Below are 18,034 nucleotides of genomic sequence, written 5' to 3' on the forward strand. Positions count from 1 at the left end.
AGACCCCTTTCCACCGGAAGAGCGACGGACAACATGACGCGCGAGGGCGTGCTCACCATTCTCGGGCTTGAGACGAGCTGCGACGAGACGGCAGCGGCCGTCGTGCGCCGCCATGCCGAAGAATCCGGCGGATTTCGGGGTGAAATCCTCTCCAATGCGGTCTTTTCGCAGATCAGGGAACATGCGCCCTATGGCGGCGTGGTCCCTGAAATCGCCGCCCGCGCCCATATCGAGCATCTGGACGGCTTGATCGTCAGGGCTCTGGAAGAGGCCCATGTCGGCTGGGACGACCTCGACGCCATCGCGGCGACCGCCGGTCCCGGTCTTATCGGCGGCGTCATTGTCGGGCTGATGACGGCGAAGGGCATTGCGCTTGCCCGCGGTCTGCCGCTCGTCGCGGTCAATCACCTCGAAGGCCATGCGCTGACGGCCCGGCTCACCGACGGGATCGCGTTCCCCTATCTGCTGCTTCTCGTTTCGGGTGGCCACAGCCAGCTTCTCGTGGTCGAGGACGTCGGGCGCTATCGCCGCCTCGGCACTACCATCGACGACGCGGTGGGCGAAGCCTTCGACAAGGTGGCGAAGATGATGCACCTGGGTTTTCCCGGCGGCCCCGCCGTGGAGCGCACCGCGAAGACGGGCGACGCCAGCCGTTTCCACCTGCCTCGCCCGCTCATGGGCAAGCCCGGCTGCGATTTTTCTTTCTCGGGCCTCAAGACGGCAGTACGCCAGCTCATCGAAGCACAACGAATTGAGGCTGAGGGCGAATTGACGGATCAGCTTCGCGCCGATATCGCGGCGAGTTTTCAGGCAACCGTGGCGGACGTACTCGCCGACCGCGTCGCCCATGCGATGGAGATGGCGAACCTTCCCGAAGGATCGCGGCGCTTCGTCGTGGCAGGCGGCGTCGCCTCGAATCAGACGTTGCGCGCGCGCCTCGAAGCAACAGCTGCCGAGCGCGGCTACGACTTCATCGTGCCACCGGTAAAGCTCTGCACCGACAATGGCGCGATGATCGCCTGGGCGGGCGCAGAGCGTTTCGCGATGGGCATGGAAGACGGGCTCGATATCAGCCCGCTGGCGCGCTGGCCGCTCGACCCCACCGCACAGGCAAAGCCCGGCGCTGGTGTCAAGGCCTGACGAAAATCGGAAGCTGAAACTAAAGCCGGGGCCGCCACGCTTCGGCGAATTGCGCCGCCTGATCTTCGGAGCGGAAGCAGAAGCGCACCACCTCGCGGCGATTGCGCGGACGCCAGTCCTCGCACCGGAAGACGCTCGAACACCACATCATCATCGGCTCGATATGGATGGCACCGGCGCGGCGTTCGCGAACCGGGACGTCGATCGAGAAGGGATGGCTGTTTCGGGCGGTCATGTTCATGGGGCGATGCCACTACTGACTGGGAAGCTCACCCAAACCTAACCCCGTCATGGTTAAGAAGTTCCTGCGACCGCGCGCCACCCAAAGGACACGGCGGATAAAAAAAGCCCCGGCGTGAGGAGACGCCGGGGCAAGAGACCCGAGTTAGCAGGTCTTGAGTATGTCGGGCTCCGGGGAGGGAGGGGTAGAGCCCGACGGGAGAATCGAGATCAGACGAAGTGGACGACGCCCGCCGTCTGCGCGAGGAGCGCGATGGAATAGGCGGCGAGGACCACAACGATGAAGCGGGTTGCGACGGTTTCAGTGAAGCTCATGACATGTCTCCTTCGAATTCAGTCTTGCAGGGCGACTGGGTCCGGTCAGGACCGCGCCCGGAATTGATTTTGCTCAGAACGCGTACTGCACACACAGATAGGCGAGGTTGAAGATCGCGTAGGTTGCGATCGCGGCGATTCCGAGATGGCCGCCCAACGTGTCGCGCACCGCCGGAGCTTTCCGGTCCGCATAGTCCGTCCACGAGAAAATCTTGGCATCGGAACGCAGAACGGCCTCTGCGGCGACGGGGCTTTCGAAGTGGGACTTGAGGGCTGCGAGCGTCATGGCGGCTTCTCCTTCAGTGCGGTCGGGGAGGAGGGAACTCCTTCGACGCCTCCTATCTAGGACGGCCCTGAACGGAAAACAATGAATGAAACGAAAAATATTCATCATTCACGTCGAATGTTGCTGCATCGCAACACATTACGACGTTATGGAAGACCTTGGCCCTTAAGAATCAATGGTTTGTCAAAATTTTGCAATTCTGAATGAAATTGCTGCTTCGCAGCAAAATCAGGCCTCTACCACATCTCGGTGGGGGTCGATCATCGACACACCAGCCCTGAGGCTGCCGACGATGAGCTGATAGACGCCTTCAAGTTCCCGCTCGAGCTTGTCAAGCGGCAACCGCGTGAAAAGCTGCGGGTAGCTGAATTTGAGCGTCGCCGACTGGATCATCTCGGAGATGAATTCAGGGTCGGCCACCGAAAATTCGCCCGAGGCGTTACCGTATTCAACGATCCGCCGCAGCACCTCGCGCTCGCGGGCAAGCCCCTCATTATGAAACTCGGGTCGCTCCGAGGTTATGATCTGGGCCATTTCGACCAGTTTCGGGTCCCGTTCCAGCGCGTGGAAGGTTTCGCGGAGATCCTCGAACAGGAAATCATGCAACCGCTCCGAGGCGCTGCGTCCGGGCCGGGTCAGGATGCGCGAGAGTTGCCCCACCGTGCGGACCGAAGCTGCACGGGCGATTTCCTCGGCAATATCGAGCTTGCTGGCGAAATAGCGGTAGAGATTACCGGCAGACATGGCGCAATCGACCGCGAGATCGGCCATCGTCGTCTTGCCATAGCCGTAATGGGCAAAACGTTTCCTGGCTGCGTCGATGATTTTCTGGCGTGTATTGTCGGGAGCGTTCATAGAGTAATTGTAAACTACCGCAGTAAATATTCAACGAATCGTTCAATCGTTAGAAGCGATGGCGTTGGGCGGTGGAAATGGAACAGGTGGGGCGGACTCTGCAAGCCATGAAGGAATTCGAACATATCGGCGTCATCGGCGGCGGCGCCTGGGGCACGGCGCTCGCCCAGGTCGCGGCGCGGGCCGGGCGAGACCAGACGCCCGCGCGAAAGGTGACGCTCTGGGCGCGCGAAGCGGAAGTCGTCGACACGATCAACACGCGGCACGAAAACGCGCGCTTCCTTCCGGGCATCGCGCTTGACGAGAGCGTGCGCGCAACCTCATCGGTCGAGGAGGCGGCAAGCGCCGACGCGCTGCTGATGGTGACGCCTGCCCAGCACATGCGGAGCGTCTGCGCCGGGCTGAAGCCTTTGCTCAAGCCCGGCACGCCGGTCCTTCTCTGCGCCAAGGGCGTCGAGCAAGGCACGTTGAAGCTCCTCACCGAGGTGCTCGCCGAAGCGCTGCCGCAGGCCCTGCCCGCCGTCCTCTCCGGCCCGAGTTTCGCCGCCGAGGTCGCACGCGGCCTCCCAACCGCGATCACGCTTGCCTGCGCCGACGAGGAAATCGGCAAGGCGCTCGTCCACGCGATCGGTCTCCCGACATTCCGGCCCTATTACGCCTCCGATCTCATCGGCGCCGAAATCGGCGGCGCGGTGAAGAACGTGCTCGCCATCGCCTGCGGCATCGTCGAGGGCAAGGGCTTCGGCGCCAGCGCGCGGGCCGCGCTGACGACGCGCGGCTTTGCCGAGATGACCCGTCTCGGCCTCTCGCTCGGCGCGCGCCCCGAAACGCTGGCAGGCCTTTCCGGGCTCGGCGATCTCATCCTCACCTGCAACTCGCCGCAGTCGCGCAACATGTCGCTCGGCATGGCGCTCGGCCAGGGAAAAACGCTCGAGGAAATTCTGGGCAGCCGCCATTCGGTGAGCGAGGGCGTATTCTCCGCCACCGCCGTCGTCGAACTGGCCGCGAAACACGGGATCGAAATGCCGATCTCGGAAGCCGTCGCAGGAATCGTCACGGGCCGTCTCAACGTCGACGAGGCGATCCTCGCGCTCCTCACCCGCCCGTTCAAAAACGAAAGCTGATACCGGAGAAACAAATGCTCTTCTGCCTCATCGGCACCGACAAGCCGAATGCCCTTGATGTCCGCCTCGCCAATCGCGAAGCGCATGTGAAATACTGGAACGAAAGCGGTCGCATTGCCGCCGGCGGCCCCTTCACCAGCGACGACGGCGCGACAATGACAGGCAGCCTCCTCATCATTGAGGCAGCCAACCGCGCCGAAGTCGAAGCGCTTGTCGCGGAGGATCCTTATACGAAGGCCGGGCTCTTCGCGGCGGTCGAGATCCGCGCGTGGAAATGGGTTCTCAATCCGCGATAAGGGCAAGAGACAATGGCGTACTGGCTTTTCAAATCGGAACCTTCGACCTGGTCATGGGACGACCAGAAAAAGAAGGGCGCCAGGGGCGAACCCTGGAACGGCGTTCGCAATTATCAGGCGAACAACAACATGAAGGCGATGCGGAAGGGCGACCTTGGCTTCTTCTATCATTCGGTGGATGAGAAGCGGATCGTCGGCGTCGTCCGCGTCATCGGCGAGCATCGTCCCGACCCGACCGACGAGACGGGCCGCTTCGGCCTTGTCGATATCGAGGCGGTGTGCGATGTGCCCAATCCGATCACGCTTGCCGACATCAAGGCCGAACCGAAACTCGCGGAAATGGCGATCCTGAAACAGTCGCGCCTTTCCGTGCAGCCCGTGCGCGACAACGAATGGAAACTCATCTGCAAGATGGGCGGCCTCGCGAAAGCGCCGTGACGAAAGCATGAGACCGCCACCCGGCACGCCCCTCTGCCCGTTCGATTCGCTGGACGATCCTGGCGCCAAGGGATTCAGCTTCGGCAAGGGACAGACACGCTTCGATATGTTCCTTGTACGGAGCAAAGGCGAGGCGCGCGCCTATCTCAACGAATGTCCACACGCCCATGCCCGGCTCGACAATTGGCCGGACAAGTTCCTGACACTAGATGAAACGCGCATCATCTGCGGTGTTCACGCCGCCCTCTTTCGCATCGAGGACGGCTTCTGCGTCTCCGGCCCATGCGCGGGGAAGCACCTGACGCTAGTGCCCATCGAAATCGTCGACGGAATGATCTCCATCGCGCCAGAGGATCAGCTCGCGAGAAACCGTCGGTAGTCCTCAATGAGCCCCTTGGCGGCGAGCACGATCAGTTCGGCCCCGTTTTCGGCTTTCGCCAATGCCGGATCGGAGCCGATGCGGCCATCAGGGAACTTCGCGCGGTAGTCCGCCGCGTCGGTGAAGCGCCCTGTGGGGGCGACCTGCGGGCTCATTTCCACCTGCTTGACCGCTTCCGGATGGACCGCCCAGGTGATTGCGATTTCGGAGGGCGTCGCATGGCTCCCGTGCGACGCGCCATATTTTGCCCGGCAGAAGTCCATCACGGGCCCGAAGTCCCACCAATTCGCGAGCTTGCATTTGACCGGCCCGCGATTGGAAGCATCGGCGCTGAGCGAGCGATCCGCATAGATTTCGGAAAAGGCCGCATTGATGGTTGAAACATTGCCGCCATGGCCATTGAAGAAATAGACGCGCTCGAAACCGTGCCGCGCCAACGACGCGACCCAGTCGTGGATTGCCGCGATCATGGTCGAGGGGCGCAGCGTGATCGTGCCGGGAAAGCCGAGATGATGCTGGGCAATGCCGACATTGAAGGTCGGCCCGACGAGGAATCCGGCTTCTTCCGCCGCGCAGGCGGCAATCGCCTCGGGGCAGATCGCATCCGTGCCTATGAGGCCCGTCGGCCCATGCTGCTCGGTCGAGCCGATGGGAATGACGATCCCGCGCGAGCGCATGAGATAGTCCTCGATCTCGACCCATGTCGAAAGATGAAGCTGCATGGCGTCTCCTCTCGCCGCAACCGCGCGACGCAGCCATGAATATGGGGGTCGGCGAGCTCGCTCCCAACAAAAATAGGGGCATGGAGAGGCCGGGCGACGTAGCGTCTCTCACGGATTGCCAGCCGAACGCCGGGGAAAGCTTGACGAATGCCCGGTTGAACGGGAAAAGCGTGCTAAAGCGCTTGGGGTGAGGCGAGTGGAGGACGAAGTGAGCGAGACGAAGAAACTCGAAACAGAAGTCACGGGGCCGCTCAAGGGCGTCCGCATTGTCGATCTCACCAGCGTCGTCTTCGGCGCCTATGCGACGCAGATCCTCGGCGATTACGGCGCGGACGTGATCAAGGTCGAGGCGCCCTCGCCTACCGGCGGCGGCGGCTTTGGCGGCGACATCATGCGCTGGCCGGGCCATCTGCCCGAAGGCGCCTCACCCGATCTCGGACCGATCTTCCTCACCATCAACCGCAACAAGCGTTCGGTGCTGATCGACCTCGCCAAGCCATCGGGCCGCAATGCGCTCCTGAAGATCATCTCCACCGCCGATGTGATGACCTCGAATATCCGCTACGCCGCGATGAAGAAGCTCGGCCTCGCCTATGAGGACATCAAGGCGGTGAAGCCCGACATCATCTTCGTCCATGCAGCGGGCTATGGCTCGGATGGACCCTATGCGGGCCTTCCCGCTTACGACGATCTCATTCAGGCAGGCTCGGGTGCGGCCGAAATCCTGACCTATATGGACGGCAATCCGCAACCGCGCTACCTGCCAACCATCATGGCGGACAAGGTGTCCGGCCTCTTCTTCGTCTCGGCAGTCACCGCCGCACTCTACCACAAGGCGAAGACCGGCGAGGGCCAGTTCGTCGAAGTGCCGATGCTCGAGGCCGTCACCTCCTTCGTGCTGGCCGAACATTTCTACGATCACGTCTACGATCCGCCGACGGGCCAGTGGACCTATCCGCGCATCACCAATCCCGATCGCCGCCCCTACAAGACGAAGAACGGCCACATCGGCCTGATGCCCTATTCCGACAAGCAGTGGGAAATCTTCTTCGAGCTGGCGGGCCGCCCCGGCGTCTACGAGGATCCGCGCTTCTCGACCTACAAGAAGCGCACCCAGAACATCCGCGAGCTTTACGCGATGATCGAGGAGCTGACGGAGACGAAGACGACCGAGGAATGGCTCGACCTTCTCCTGCCGCACAGCATTCCCGCCGTGAAGATGAACCGCCTCGACGATCTGCAGAACGATCCACACCTGAAGGCGGTCGATTTCTTCCAGCGCTACGACCACCCGCATGCCGGGCCCTATTTCGCCCTGAAGCCGCCCGTGCGCTTCAGCGAGACGCCCGCGAACATCCGCCGCCATCCGCCGAAACTCGGCGAACAGACGGCGGAAGTACTGCGCGAAGTGGGGCTTGGCGACGAGGAAATCGCCGCGCTGACCGCTGGCGAATAAGCTTCAGGTGCGCCAGGAGTCGGGCACACGCTCGCCAAATTCCGCGCGGCAGAAATCATAGACCGGCGCAAAACGCTCCCGCGCGAGCGCCGCAAGCTTCGGGTCGAGTTTGGCGGGTTTGGGGGCGGCATTGGCCTTCTTGTCATATGCCCCGGGTACAAAAGTCAGGCCGAGGAAATCGCACAGACGCGCCATTTCTGCATCGCCGAAAAGGTTTTCGTAAAAGGCGATATGGATCTGGTCCTCGGTAAAAGCCGACCGAACGACCGGGAGAGTCTCTTGATAAGAGGTCTTGTCGATGTAGCGCGGCTCATTCAGGAACGAGACGAAGAGCTCTTCCTCACTCCCACCTTGCGCCCGGCCCGCCCGCAGGTTCATGCGCAGTTGCGAATAAAACCGGTCGACAGGGTCTCGCATCAGAAAGACAACTTTGGTCTGCGGGAAATATCGCCTGATGTTTTCGAAGACCTCTCGCGGAAGCAACGCGTATTCCGGCGTGATTTCACTGAAATGTGTGCACTCGGCCGGAACGTAGCGCTCGAAATACTTCACATAAGCCGCATCGTCGTTCATGCGCATCCGCGCCCTCAGATGCTCAAGACGCTTTTTCCGCCTTGCACTCGGCCAGATTTGTTGCCGCGCGAGAATGCCCTCTTTTCTCTTGAAGAGTGCGTCGATGTTCTCACGATGCCCAGGCACATATTTGGCGTCGAAGTAGTGCATCTCCATGAGGGGCGCCATGAAGACTTCGGGGCGGCTATCCAGATACTCAGCGAGCCAGGTCGTGCCCGCCTTTTGTGCACCGATGCCGAGGATGAAGGTCTTACCGTCGAGAGCGTTCGCCATGGGCTGCCTGTACTCATTACGAAATTTTCATGTCGGTAAACTAATGGCCCCCATTCAGAATCGCAAAGAGAGATAATGCATGGCGCTCTGCGCTATGATTGCCGAGCGCAAGGCGCTCGCTCATAATCCGATCAATTTACAAGACTAAAAAGACACGCTGCCAAGGAGACGTCCCACCATGTCGAATGAAGTGTTTCCCGTTTCGCCGGAATGGGCGGCCCGCGCCATCATCGATGAGGCGCGCTACAAGGCGCTTTACGAGGCGAGCCTCCGCGATCCCGACACGTTCTGGCGCGAGGAAGCCCAACGCATTGACTGGATCAAGCCCTTCACCAAGGTGAAGAACGTTTCCTTCGATCCGAAGAACCTCCACATCAAATGGTTCGAGGATGGCGCGCTCAATGTCAGCGTGAACTGCGTCGACCGCCATTTGAAGGATCGGCCCGATCAGGTCGCGATCATCTGGGAAGGCGACGATCCGAAGAACGACCGGAAGATCACCTACAGGGAGCTTCACGCCGAAGTCTGCCGCTTCGCCAATGTGCTGAAGGCGCGCGGCGTGAAGAAGGGCGACCGCGTCACCATCTACCTGCCGATGATCCCGGAAGCGGCCTATGCCATGCTTGCCTGCGCCCGCATCGGCGCGGTCCACTCCGTCGTCTTCGCCGGCTTCTCGCCCGACAGCATCGCCGGCCGTGTCGTCGACTGCGACTCGACCGTCATCATCACCGCCGATGAAGGCCTGCGCGGCGGCCGCAAGATTCCGCTGAAGGCGAATACCGACGAAGCGCTGAAGAAGTGCCCCGGCGTTACCAGCGTCATCACCGTGCGCCACACGGGCGGCGATGTCGCCATGCAGGCGGGCCGCGATGTCTGGTATCACGAGGAGGCCGCCAAGGTTCCCGCAGATTGCCAGCCTGAAGTGATGAACGCGGAAGACCCGCTTTTCATCCTCTATACGTCCGGCTCGACCGGAAAGCCCAAGGGCGTGCTGCACACCAGCGGCGGCTATCTCGTCTATGCCTCGATGACACACCAATATGTCTTCGATTATCAGGACGGCGACATCTACTGGTGCACGGCGGATGTGGGCTGGGTCACGGGCCACAGCTACATCGTCTACGGGCCGCTCGCCAATGGCGCGACGACGCTGATGTTCGAAGGCGTGCCGAACTATCCCAGCACCTCGCGCTTCTGGGAAGTGATCGACAAGCATCAGGTCAACATCTTCTATACCGCGCCCACCGCGCTGCGCTCGCTGATGCGCGAGGGCGACGGGCCGGTGAAGAAGACGAGCCGCAAGTCGCTCCGCCTTCTCGGCTCGGTCGGCGAACCGATCAATCCGGAAGCCTGGCTCTGGTATCACCGCGTCGTGGGCGACGGGCGCTGCCCCATCGTCGACACGTGGTGGCAGACGGAAACAGGCGGCATTCTCATCTCGCCACTTCCCGGCGCCATCGCGCAGAAGCCGGGTTCGGCGACGCTGCCCTTCTTCGGCGTGAAGCCCGTCGTGGTCGATACCGAGGGCAAGGTGCTCGAAGGCGAAACCTCCGGCAATCTCTGCATCGCGGATTCATGGCCGGGCCAGATGCGCACCGTTTATGGCGACCATCAGCGCTTCATCGACACCTATTTCATCCAGTATCCCGGCATGTATTTCACCGGCGACGGCTGCCGCCGCGACGCGGACGGCTATTACTGGATCACGGGCCGCGTGGACGACGTGCTCAACGTGTCCGGACATCGTCTGGGTACGGCGGAAGTCGAAAGCGCACTCGTCGCCCATGCGAAGGTGGCGGAAGCCGCCGTCGTCGGCTATCCCCACGACATCAAGGGCCAGGGCATCTATGCCTATGTGACGCTGAACGCGGGCGAGCAGCCGACGGAGGAACTCCGCAAGGAACTCGTGCAGTGGGTCCGCAAGGAGATCAGCCCCATCGCCGCGCCGGACCTCATCCAGTTCGCGCCCGGCCTGCCGAAAACGCGCTCCGGCAAGATCATGCGCCGCATCCTGCGCAAGATCGCCGAGGACGATTTCTCCAATCTCGGCGACACCTCGACGCTGGCCGACCCGACCGTCGTCGGCGATCTCGTCGACAACCGGCAGAACAAGGGCTGAGGCGCACGACGTGCGCCTCATAAGCGCGCCTAGTCATGCAATCACTTGCGATCTTGTCGGACTCAGATGCATAGAAAAGATTGCATGTGTGCAATTTGCGCTTGCGCGTTGAGTCCCAAGTGCAGCAATAATGATGCATGAATCACTCATTTTTGAGTGATAGAAGCGTCATTTACGAAGGGTACGCCCCCATTAAATGACTGTTTCTGTAAAAAGCGGGTGGTGATCGCCACCTGACGGGGCGAAGCAGAGTCCTACGGTCCGCTAAAACTCAAAGGACATCTGTGTCGGCCAGCGGCGGGTGTGGGCACAAACGTGCTCATGCCTGCCGAGTCGATAGCGCTCATATGCTCGTACATGTACGCGCATACTTGCCTCCTATTCTCGAGATGGGATGAGCCCATCAACCCCGAATTGCACAATGCAACCCGCGCCGTACAGGCGCATTGCGGGCCTTCAGGAGAGAATCAGGTGGCGATCACCAAAAACATGTTCTCTGCTTCGAGGGGTGCAGCGCAAGCAAAAGACATCCACACCTGTGGATAAGCTCTTCCTACAAACTGCGCGGTATATGGCGAGTTCATACCAGCTCCCTCGCTTTGCCCCGCTATAGGCGCGGGCGTGGACGGCGCCTTCGCGCTCCTGCGGGCACTTTTCCCTTCAACTCCGGCGCGTCAAGACTCGCGAAGCGAACCGGAACGGACCGGAAACCCTGGCCTCAGAAATCGCTGACGATGCCTTTGACTTCCCAGTCGCCATAACGCGTCGGCTCGGCGCCGAGTTCGAGGCCCTTGGGGCCGTTGATCTCGCGGGGGGCGGGGGCGGCGGCGCGGGCGGCATCGGCGGCCCGGCGGCGTTCCTCAGCCTCGGCAAGGGCGCGCCGGGCGGCAGGGCTCAACACCTTGGGCGGCGTCGCTTCCGCCTGCTCGCCGGGCTCCTGTGCCTGATTTTCCGTTTCGCCGCTCATGAGGCCACTCGCTTGAAGGGGAGATTGCGGGGCTACATATAAGGTGTCGGCCCCCGCCGCGCCAGTTGCCGCCCGAATGCACCGGCGGCGCGGGGCGCGCAACAGGAACCGAAAGACCGATGAACACCGTCAAGACAGGCATTCTTCTCGCCGCTCTCACCGCCCTTTTCATGGGGCTCGGCTATCTGATCGGCGGCACGGGCGGCGCGACGATCGCCTTTTTCGTCGCTGCGGCGATGAACCTTTTCGCCTACTGGAATTCCGACCGCATGGTTCTCTCCATGTATGGCGCCCAGCGCGTGGATGAGACGACGGCGCCGCAATATGTGCGCCTCGTCGCCCAGCTCGCGGAGAATGCCGGCATTCCGATGCCGGCGACCTACATCATCGAGAACGACCAGCCCAACGCCTTCGCCACGGGCCGCAACCCGGAACACGCCGCCGTCGCCGCGACAACCGGCCTTCTCCGGATGCTGACGCCGGAAGAACTCGCGGGCGTGATGGCGCATGAGCTGAGCCATATCCGCAACCGCGACACGCTCACCATGACGATTACGGCGACGATAGCGGGCGCGATCTCGATGCTTGCGAATTTCGCCTTCTTCTTCGGCGGCAACCGCGAGAACAATGGCGGCTTCATCGGCACGCTGGCGCTCGCGATCCTCGCGCCCATCGCGGCCGGCCTCGTGCAGATGGCGATCAGCCGCACGCGCGAATATGACGCCGACGCCGCAGGCGCGGAGATTTCCGGCCGTCCGCTCTGGCTCGCCTCGGCGCTGGAAAAGATCGACCGCGCGGCGCATGAGCGCGTGAACCTCGCGGCGGAGGCGCACCCGGCCACCGCGCATATGTTCATCATCAACCCGCTTTCGGGACATGGCCGCGACAGTCTTTTCTCGACGCATCCCTCGACCGCGAACCGCGTGGCGAAGCTCCGGGAACTCGCCGCCGCCGACGCGCGCGCGAATGGCAGCCCCTGGGGCTGATCGTCAGCGGGCGAAGTTCCCGCATCAATCCGCCGCTGGCCCTCGCACCGCTCATGCGATAAGCCTGCCCCATGAACGAAACGAACAATGAACCGGGCCTTCCCGCGCGGCTTGCCGCGCAGCGGCTGGTCGCGAGCGTTCTCGGCAAGGCGCGCGCGCTGGACGAGGCCTTCGCGGATGAAGTGACCAAGGGCGCGCTGCGCGACGCAGCGGCAGCCGACAAGGGCTTTGCCCGCGCCATCGCAGGCACCACGCTTCGGCATCTGGGCGAAATCGACCTCATCTTCTCGCGCCTCATCGAAAAGCCGCTGCCGAAGCGCGCGGGGCCCACACAGACGATCCTTCGCACCGCCATTGCCGAAATCCTCTTCCTCGGCGTCGCACCTCATGCCGCCGTCGATCTGGCCGTAGAGGCGGCAGCGAGCGACACCGATGCGCGGCATTTCAAATCGCTGGTCAATGCGGCCTTGCGCCGGCTCACACGCGAGGCCGATACGCTTCGCAACGGGATCGACGCCGAACGCGCCTCACTGCCTGACTGGCTCTGGAAAAGCTGGGTCAAATCTTATGGCGAGGAAGCCGCCCGCGCGACGATCCGCAGCCAGTGGCGCGAGGCCCCGCTCGACATCACGGTGAAGGTGGAGGCAGACCGCGCCCTATGGGCCGAGCGTCTCGGCGCGAAGCTCATGCCGACGGGAAGCCTGCGCCTTGAAGCAGGCGGCCGCATCGAGGCCCTGCCCGGTTTCGAGGAAGGCGCCTGGTGGGTGCAGGATCTCGCCGCCGCGATCCCTGCCCGTCTTCTCGGCGATGTGAAGGGCCGCGACGTGCTCGACCTCTGCGCCGCGCCGGGCGGCAAGACGCTGGAACTCGCAAGCATGGGCGCGAACGTGACCGCGCTCGACCGTTCGCCCCAGCGCCTCGACCGGCTGCGCCGGAACCTCGCCCGCACCGGCCTCGACGCCGGGATCGTGGTGGAGGACGCCGCCCGCTGGCAGCCGGGCCGGACATGGGACTTCATCCTGCTCGACGCGCCCTGCACCGCGACCGGCACCGCCCGCCGCCACCCGGACGTCCTGTACCTGAAGACCCATGCCGACCGCGACCGGCTTTCGGCGCTCCAGACGCGCATTCTCGACCATGCGGCGCGACTGCTCTCTGTCGGCGGCACGCTCGTCTATTGCACCTGTTCGCTCGAACGCCAGGAAGGCCCCGACCAGATCGAGCGCTTCCTCTACCGCCACGCAAACTTCGCCCGCCGCCCCATTGAGGCGGCGGAGGTTGGCGGCCTCGCCGAACTCGTGACACCCGAAGGCGACCTGCGCACCCTGCCCTGCCATCTGGCGGAGGAAGGCGGCATGGACGGCTTTTATGCGGCGAGGCTCATCCGGCGCACCTGACCCTCGACCCAGCCTTGCGCCACAAGATTCAAGCTGTTAAGCAGGGAAACAGCCAAGATTTAGTGTTTTGGGCAGTTTTCCGCTGCCCGGTTCGGGTCTCGAGAGCGGTATATGAGCGGCAAATCTCCCATCAAGATCGCCCCGTCGATCCTCGCCTCCGACTTCGCGAAGCTTGGCGCGGAGGTTCGCGCCATTTCCGATGCCGGCGCCGACTACATCCATGTCGACGTGATGGACGGCCACTTCGTTCCGAACATCACCATCGGCCCCGATGTCGTGAAGGCGCTGCGCCCGCACTCGGAAAAAACGTTCGACGTTCATCTGATGATCTCGCCGGTCGACCTCTATATCGAGGCTTTTGCCAAGGCGGGCGCAGACATCATCTCCTTCCATCCGGAAGCAGGGCCCCATCCGCACCGCACCATTCAGGCGATCCGCGCGGCGGGCGCGAAGCCCGGCCTCGCGCTCAATCCGGGCACCCCGGTCGAAATGCTCTGGCCGCTCCTTGGCGATATCGACCTTGTCCTCGTGATGAGCGTCAATCCGGGCTTCGGCGGGCAGAGCTTCATCGAAAGCCAGTTGAAGAAGATCGAGATCATCCGCAAGCGGATCGATCAGGAGAATCCCGGCATCGACCTCGAAGTCGATGGCGGCATCAATTTCGAGACGGCGCCCCGCGCCATTGCGGCCGGAGCCAACGTGCTTGTCGCCGGCACGGCGACGTTCAAGGGCGGAGAGGCCGCCTATGCAAGAAACATCGCGACCCTTCGCGGAGCCGCTTGAAGAAGCGCGCACCGACAGCGGGAGGCCGCAGGCAAGCGGCATGGCGCATATGACGGAAGTCGAGATCGATCCGCCTCAGCCGGGATCGCCCGTCGTGGAGGCGCAGTCTTCGCCTACCTATTATTCGATGCCGCCCGGCAATCGCGCGGTCGACCTTGTCGGCGCCGCGCTGGTGCGCGCACGCGATGTGATGCTCGCCCGCACCTATGCGACATGGGCCTATGGCCAGACGCTGCGCGGCCCCATGCCCGACCACATGGTACTTTATCCGCGCGATCTCCGGCCCGGCCTCGCCGACAAGGCGGAGGCGCTCTTTCAGGGCCGCTGGTCGCTTCCCGGCGGGCAAGTGAAGACGGATGGCGGCTCGCCCTTCGCCGCAACGCCACCCACCGACGCATGGGCTGAAGAACTTCACGGTTTCTCCTGGTTGCGCCATTTCACCGCCGCGGGCGGCGACGCCGCGCGGACCTATGCGCAAACGCTCGTCGCCGGCTGGATGACGCAACAATCCGCCCATTGGGACCGGATTGCTTGGGCGCCGCATGTGATCGGCCGCCGCCTCACCTCATGGGTTGCGAACGGCGCCCTCATCATCGACGGCTCGGACCTCATCTATCGCTCGACGCTGCTGCGCAACATGGCCCGGCAGGCGCGCCACCTCGCGCGAACGGCGGCGTTGGCACCTGCGGGCGAGAAGCGGCTGACGGCGGCGCTCGGCCTTGCCTTTTCCGGCCTCTGTCTTTCCGAAGGCGAGAAGCGCCTCGAAAAGGGTCTGCGCCTCGTCTGCCGCGAACTCAACCGTCAGGTGCTGGCCGATGGCGGCCATGTCAGCCGCAATCCGGCGGCAATCCTGTCGATCATGCTCGACCTCATCTCGCTGCGCGACGCCATGGCCGCGCGTGGGCTCGAGGTGCCGAAGCCCATCCGCGACGCCGTCGACCGCATGATGCCGATGCTGCGCTTCTTCCGGCATGGCGACGGACGGCTCGCGCTTTTCAACGGCGCGAATGAAGGTCTCGACGGCGCCATCGATGCCGTGCTCGCCTACGACGATACGCGCGGCAAGCCCTTCGGCTTCGCACCGCATTCCGGCTATCAGCGCATGGCCGCCGGTCATGCGCGGCTCATCGCCGATACCGGTCCGCCGCCCCCCGGCCGCTACAGCCACGACGCCCATGCGGGCTGTCTTTCCTTCGAGATCAGCTCGGGGAAATCGCGCCTAATCGTCAATTGCGGCACGACCCGCGTGCTCGGCCCCGACTGGGAAGCCGCCAGCCGCGCCACCGCCGCCCATTCGACGCTGGTGCTCGCCGACACCTCGTCGGCCCGCATCCTGCGCGGTAAATTCACCCGCGCGCTGCTCGGTGCCCGCACCATGGAAGGCCCGACCCGGGTCGAAAGCCGCCGCCATGAGAACGACAGCGGCATCTGGCTCGAAGCGAGCCATAACGGCTACGAAAAGCTCTTCGGCCTCGTCCATCGCCGCCGCCTCTTCTTCTCAGGCGCGGGCGATGAACTGCGTGGCGAGGATCTGCTGGTCACCAACGAGCCGCGCAAGGCCTTTCCGTGGCAGCGCCGCTACTGGCACAAGCCGCCCGAGGACCCAGCCTTCGCGATCCGCTTCCACCTGCACCCGGACGCCAAGCTCTCGCTCTCCCAAGAGGGGGCAAGCGCGCTGGTGCGGCTCGGCAATGGCGAGGGCTGGCAGCTCTACGCCCGGATCGCAGGCGTCGAAGTGCCGCTGACCATCGAGGAAAGCGTCTATCTGGGCGGCGGCGACACAACCCGGCGCGCCGAGCAGATCGTCGTCGTCTCCAAGGTTTTCCGGGGCGAAGCCAAGGTTAACTGGGCCTGGAAGCGGGTTTCAGGTGCTCCGGCCAAGCGGGAAGCACCCGAACTCCCCGAATTGCCCGATCTTTAGCCGCTTCGATGGCGGATAAGACCGTTTTGTGCTATCCGCCCCGGCATCACACCCCCTTCAAGCCTCGAAAGAGCAGCCCATGTCCGTCTCCGCAAAACCCGCCCCCAAGGCCGCCGACATCCAGCCGGTGCGCCGCGCCCTTCTTTCCGTCTCCGACAAGACGGGGCTGATCGACTTCGCAAAGGCGCTGCATGAGGCGGGCGTCGAGCTCGTTTCGACCGGCGGCACCTCCAAGGCGATCGCGGCGGCGGGCCTGCCGGTGAAGGACGTTTCCGACCTCACCGGCTTCCCTGAGATGATGGATGGCCGGGTGAAGACGCTGCACCCCAAGGTTCATGGCGGCCTTCTCGCGGTGCGCGACGACGCCGAGCACAGGGCGGCGATGGAAGAGCACGGCATCGGCGCGATCGACCTTCTCTGCGTCAACCTCTACCCCTTCGAGGCGACGGTGGCGAAGGGCGCGGCCTATGACGAATGCATCGAGAATATCGACATTGGCGGCCCGGCCATGATCCGCGCAGCGGCAAAGAACCATGCTTATGTGGCGGTTATCGTGGAGGGTTCGGACTATGCCTCCGTCATCGAAGAAATCAAGGCGAAGGGCGGCACCTCGCTCGCGTTGCGAAAGCACCTTGCCCACAAGGCCTATTCGCGCACGGCGACCTATGACGCCGCGATCTCGAACTGGTTCGCCGAGGAACTGAAGGACACCGCGCCGGACTATCGCGCTTTCGGCGGCCACCTGAAACAGACGCTCCGCTACGGCGAGAACCCGCATCAGATCGCGAGCTTCTACACCACGGGCGAGAACCGCGCGGGCGTTTCCACCGCAACGCAGCTTCAGGGCAAGGAACTCTCCTACAACAATATCAACGATACAGACGCCGCCTTCGAGCTCGTCGCCGAGTTCGACCCGAAACTCGCGCCGGCCATCGCCATTATCAAACACGCGAACCCCTGCGGCGTCGCGACCGGCGCCTCACTCGCCGATGCATACCGCAAGGCGCTGGCCTGCGATCCCGTCTCGGCTTTCGGAGGCATCATCGCCTCGAACCTGCCGCTCAACGGCGAGACGGCCGAAGAGATCGCCAAGATCTTCACCGAAGTCATCATCGCGCCCGATGCCGACGAGGATGCGCGCCGCATCATCGGCGCGAAGAAGAATCTGCGCCTGCTCATCACCGGCGGCTTGCCGGATGCGGGCGCCCCCGGCCTCACCGTGAAGTCGGTCGCGGGCGGTCTTCTCGTTCAGTCGCGCGACAATGGCCGCATCGATCTGCTCGACCTCAAGGTGGTCACGAAACGCCAGCCGACCGCGCAGGAACTCGCCGACCTCAAATTCGCCTTCCGCGTCTGCAAGCATGTGAAGTCGAATGCCATCGTCTACGTGAAGAACGGCGCGACGGTCGGCGTGGGCGCAGGCCAGATGAGCCGCGTGGACTCGGCCCGCATCGCCGCCCGCAAGGCGCTCGATGCGGCGGAGGCCGTTGGCGCCTCGCAGCCCGCGACCATCGGCTCGGTCGTGGCGTCGGATGCATTCTTCCCCTTCGCCGACGGCCTTCTCTCGGCGGCGGAAGCCGGCGCGACGGCGGTGATCCAGCCCGGCGGCTCCATGCGCGACGAGGAAGTGATCGCGGCGGCTGACGAAAAGGGCCTCGCCATGGTCATGACGGGAATGCGCCACTTCCGGCACTGAAGGCCGACCAACGCAATCGAAAAAGACCCCGGGGTTCACCCCGGGGTCTTTTCATTTTCAGATTGCTC

At 63.5% G+C, this 18,034-nt stretch carries 18 protein-coding genes; 12 read left to right on the forward strand and 6 right to left on the reverse strand.

Translation table 11 applies throughout. From position 1 onward, the window contains the following. Positions 1 to 33: 33 nt before the first annotated feature. Positions 34 to 1,140 carry a tRNA (adenosine(37)-N6)-threonylcarbamoyltransferase complex transferase subunit TsaD gene (gene tsaD / locus F2P47_RS03245; protein WP_152214713.1) on the forward strand — a complete coding sequence of 369 codons (1,107 nt, stop codon included), beginning with the start codon at positions 34 to 36 and terminating at the stop codon, positions 1,138 to 1,140. Between the two features lie 19 nt (positions 1,141 to 1,159). Here the strand turns inward: tsaD and F2P47_RS03250 are convergent, their stop codons facing one another. From F2P47_RS03250 to F2P47_RS03260, 3 genes are all read right to left on the reverse strand, one after another. Beyond that, on the reverse strand, positions 1,160 to 1,381 hold the full coding sequence (locus tag F2P47_RS03250) for a hypothetical protein (RefSeq protein ID WP_152214714.1): 222 nt from the start codon (positions 1,379 to 1,381) through the stop codon (positions 1,160 to 1,162). A 387-nt stretch (positions 1,382 to 1,768) separates the two neighbouring features. Then, a complete protein-coding gene (locus F2P47_RS03255; RefSeq protein ID WP_152214715.1) occupies positions 1,769 to 1,981 on the reverse strand; it encodes a hypothetical protein in 213 nt (70 codons plus the stop codon). A gap of 228 nt (positions 1,982 to 2,209) precedes the next feature. Continuing rightward, complete coding sequence (locus F2P47_RS03260; RefSeq protein ID WP_152214716.1) at positions 2,210 to 2,836, reverse strand: TetR/AcrR family transcriptional regulator; 627 nt, start codon at positions 2,834 to 2,836, stop codon at positions 2,210 to 2,212. Positions 2,837 to 2,943: 107 nt separating this feature from the next. On the opposite strand from F2P47_RS03260, the gene F2P47_RS03265 reads away from it, so the two are divergent. Genes F2P47_RS03265 through F2P47_RS03280 form a run of 4 tightly spaced genes read left to right on the forward strand, consistent with a single transcriptional unit; the run spans position 2,944 to position 5,073 of the window. Beyond that, entirely contained in the window at positions 2,944 to 3,960 is a 1,017-nt protein-coding gene (locus F2P47_RS03265; protein WP_152214717.1) for an NAD(P)H-dependent glycerol-3-phosphate dehydrogenase, read from the forward strand. A 14-nt stretch (positions 3,961 to 3,974) separates the two neighbouring features. Continuing rightward, positions 3,975 to 4,256, forward strand: coding sequence for a YciI family protein (locus F2P47_RS03270; RefSeq protein WP_152214718.1), 282 nt, complete (start codon positions 3,975 to 3,977; stop codon positions 4,254 to 4,256). Positions 4,257 to 4,268: 12 nt separating this feature from the next. Then, complete coding sequence (locus tag F2P47_RS03275) at positions 4,269 to 4,694, forward strand: EVE domain-containing protein (protein WP_152214719.1); 426 nt, start codon at positions 4,269 to 4,271, stop codon at positions 4,692 to 4,694. Between the two features lie 7 nt (positions 4,695 to 4,701). Next, positions 4,702 to 5,073, forward strand: coding sequence for a Rieske (2Fe-2S) protein (locus tag F2P47_RS03280; RefSeq protein WP_152214720.1), 372 nt, complete (start codon positions 4,702 to 4,704; stop codon positions 5,071 to 5,073). Here the strand turns inward: F2P47_RS03280 and F2P47_RS03285 are convergent. Continuing rightward, on the reverse strand, positions 5,049 to 5,795 hold the full coding sequence (locus F2P47_RS03285; RefSeq protein ID WP_152214721.1) for a creatininase family protein: 747 nt from the start codon (positions 5,793 to 5,795) through the stop codon (positions 5,049 to 5,051). The two genes, F2P47_RS03280 and F2P47_RS03285, sit on opposite strands and share 25 nt — an antisense overlap. Before the next feature lie 208 nt (positions 5,796 to 6,003). On the opposite strand from F2P47_RS03285, the gene F2P47_RS03290 reads away from it, so the two are divergent. Beyond that, the gene (locus tag F2P47_RS03290) at positions 6,004 to 7,251 is read left to right on the forward strand and encodes a CaiB/BaiF CoA transferase family protein (protein WP_152214722.1); all 1,248 of its coding nucleotides are present in this window, start codon (positions 6,004 to 6,006) and stop codon (positions 7,249 to 7,251) included. 3 nt (positions 7,252 to 7,254) lie between these two features. Here F2P47_RS03290 and F2P47_RS03295 read toward each other — a convergent pair whose 3' ends face one another. Beyond that, the gene (locus tag F2P47_RS03295) at positions 7,255 to 8,097 is read right to left on the reverse strand and encodes a sulfotransferase (RefSeq protein WP_152214723.1); all 843 of its coding nucleotides are present in this window, start codon (positions 8,095 to 8,097) and stop codon (positions 7,255 to 7,257) included. 178 nt (positions 8,098 to 8,275) lie between these two features. On the opposite strand from F2P47_RS03295, the gene acs reads away from it, so the two are divergent. Next, positions 8,276 to 10,216, forward strand: coding sequence for an acetate--CoA ligase (acs, locus tag F2P47_RS03300; RefSeq protein WP_152214724.1), 1,941 nt, complete (start codon positions 8,276 to 8,278; stop codon positions 10,214 to 10,216). Between the two features lie 718 nt (positions 10,217 to 10,934). Here the strand turns inward: acs and F2P47_RS03305 are convergent. After that, complete coding sequence (locus F2P47_RS03305; protein ID WP_152214725.1) at positions 10,935 to 11,183, reverse strand: DUF1674 domain-containing protein; 249 nt, start codon at positions 11,181 to 11,183, stop codon at positions 10,935 to 10,937. Positions 11,184 to 11,302: 119 nt separating this feature from the next. On the opposite strand from F2P47_RS03305, the gene htpX reads away from it, so the two are divergent. The 5 genes from htpX to purH all read left to right on the forward strand — a co-directional run bounded on the left by htpX (position 11,303) and on the right by purH (position 17,966). Continuing rightward, complete coding sequence (htpX, locus tag F2P47_RS03310) at positions 11,303 to 12,169, forward strand: zinc metalloprotease HtpX (RefSeq protein ID WP_152214726.1); 867 nt, start codon at positions 11,303 to 11,305, stop codon at positions 12,167 to 12,169. Between the two features lie 71 nt (positions 12,170 to 12,240). Then, positions 12,241 to 13,566 carry an RsmB/NOP family class I SAM-dependent RNA methyltransferase gene (locus tag F2P47_RS03315; protein ID WP_152214727.1) on the forward strand — a complete coding sequence of 442 codons (1,326 nt, stop codon included), beginning with the start codon at positions 12,241 to 12,243 and terminating at the stop codon, positions 13,564 to 13,566. A 111-nt stretch (positions 13,567 to 13,677) separates the two neighbouring features. Then, positions 13,678 to 14,349 carry a ribulose-phosphate 3-epimerase gene (gene rpe, locus F2P47_RS03320; protein WP_152214728.1) on the forward strand — a complete coding sequence of 224 codons (672 nt, stop codon included), beginning with the start codon at positions 13,678 to 13,680 and terminating at the stop codon, positions 14,347 to 14,349. After that, positions 14,312 to 16,270 carry a heparinase II/III family protein gene (locus tag F2P47_RS03325; protein WP_152214729.1) on the forward strand — a complete coding sequence of 653 codons (1,959 nt, stop codon included), beginning with the start codon at positions 14,312 to 14,314 and terminating at the stop codon, positions 16,268 to 16,270. The genes rpe and F2P47_RS03325 overlap by 38 nt, the downstream gene beginning before the upstream one ends. Positions 16,271 to 16,349: 79 nt before the next feature. Then, the gene (gene purH, locus F2P47_RS03330) at positions 16,350 to 17,966 is read left to right on the forward strand and encodes a bifunctional phosphoribosylaminoimidazolecarboxamide formyltransferase/IMP cyclohydrolase (RefSeq protein ID WP_152214730.1); all 1,617 of its coding nucleotides are present in this window, start codon (positions 16,350 to 16,352) and stop codon (positions 17,964 to 17,966) included. Positions 17,967 to 18,034 lie beyond the last annotated feature (68 nt).

This window comes from Parvibaculum sedimenti, from assembly GCF_009184905.1.
GTDB classification, from domain to species: domain Bacteria; phylum Pseudomonadota; class Alphaproteobacteria; order Parvibaculales; family Parvibaculaceae; genus Parvibaculum; species Parvibaculum sedimenti.

Excerpts from the sequence above, each read along its gene's own strand:
- F2P47_RS03260 (WP_152214716.1), bottom strand. The coding sequence starts at position 2,836 with ATGAACGCTCCCGACAATACACGCCAGAAAATCATCGACGCAGCCAGG.
- F2P47_RS03280 (WP_152214720.1), top strand. The coding sequence starts at position 4,702 with ATGAGACCGCCACCCGGCACGCCCCTCTGCCCGTTCGATTCGCTGGAC.
- F2P47_RS03295 (WP_152214723.1), bottom strand. The coding sequence starts at position 8,097 with ATGGCGAACGCTCTCGACGGTAAGACCTTCATCCTCGGCATCGGTGCA.
- htpX (WP_152214726.1), top strand. The coding sequence starts at position 11,303 with ATGAACACCGTCAAGACAGGCATTCTTCTCGCCGCTCTCACCGCCCTT.
- F2P47_RS03270 (WP_152214718.1), top strand. The coding sequence starts at position 3,975 with ATGCTCTTCTGCCTCATCGGCACCGACAAGCCGAATGCCCTTGATGTC.
- purH (WP_152214730.1), top strand. The coding sequence starts at position 16,350 with ATGTCCGTCTCCGCAAAACCCGCCCCCAAGGCCGCCGACATCCAGCCG.
- F2P47_RS03265 (WP_152214717.1), top strand. The coding sequence starts at position 2,944 with ATGAAGGAATTCGAACATATCGGCGTCATCGGCGGCGGCGCCTGGGGC.
- F2P47_RS03315 (WP_152214727.1), top strand. The coding sequence starts at position 12,241 with ATGAACGAAACGAACAATGAACCGGGCCTTCCCGCGCGGCTTGCCGCG.
- rpe (WP_152214728.1), top strand. The coding sequence starts at position 13,678 with ATGAGCGGCAAATCTCCCATCAAGATCGCCCCGTCGATCCTCGCCTCC.
- F2P47_RS03305 (WP_152214725.1), bottom strand. The coding sequence starts at position 11,183 with ATGAGCGGCGAAACGGAAAATCAGGCACAGGAGCCCGGCGAGCAGGCG.
- acs (WP_152214724.1), top strand. The coding sequence starts at position 8,276 with ATGTCGAATGAAGTGTTTCCCGTTTCGCCGGAATGGGCGGCCCGCGCC.
- F2P47_RS03325 (WP_152214729.1), top strand. The coding sequence starts at position 14,312 with ATGCAAGAAACATCGCGACCCTTCGCGGAGCCGCTTGAAGAAGCGCGC.
- F2P47_RS03275 (WP_152214719.1), top strand. The coding sequence starts at position 4,269 with ATGGCGTACTGGCTTTTCAAATCGGAACCTTCGACCTGGTCATGGGAC.
- F2P47_RS03285 (WP_152214721.1), bottom strand. The coding sequence starts at position 5,795 with ATGCAGCTTCATCTTTCGACATGGGTCGAGATCGAGGACTATCTCATG.
- F2P47_RS03250 (WP_152214714.1), bottom strand. The coding sequence starts at position 1,381 with ATGAACATGACCGCCCGAAACAGCCATCCCTTCTCGATCGACGTCCCG.
- F2P47_RS03255 (WP_152214715.1), bottom strand. The coding sequence starts at position 1,981 with ATGACGCTCGCAGCCCTCAAGTCCCACTTCGAAAGCCCCGTCGCCGCA.
- tsaD (WP_152214713.1), top strand. The coding sequence starts at position 34 with ATGACGCGCGAGGGCGTGCTCACCATTCTCGGGCTTGAGACGAGCTGC.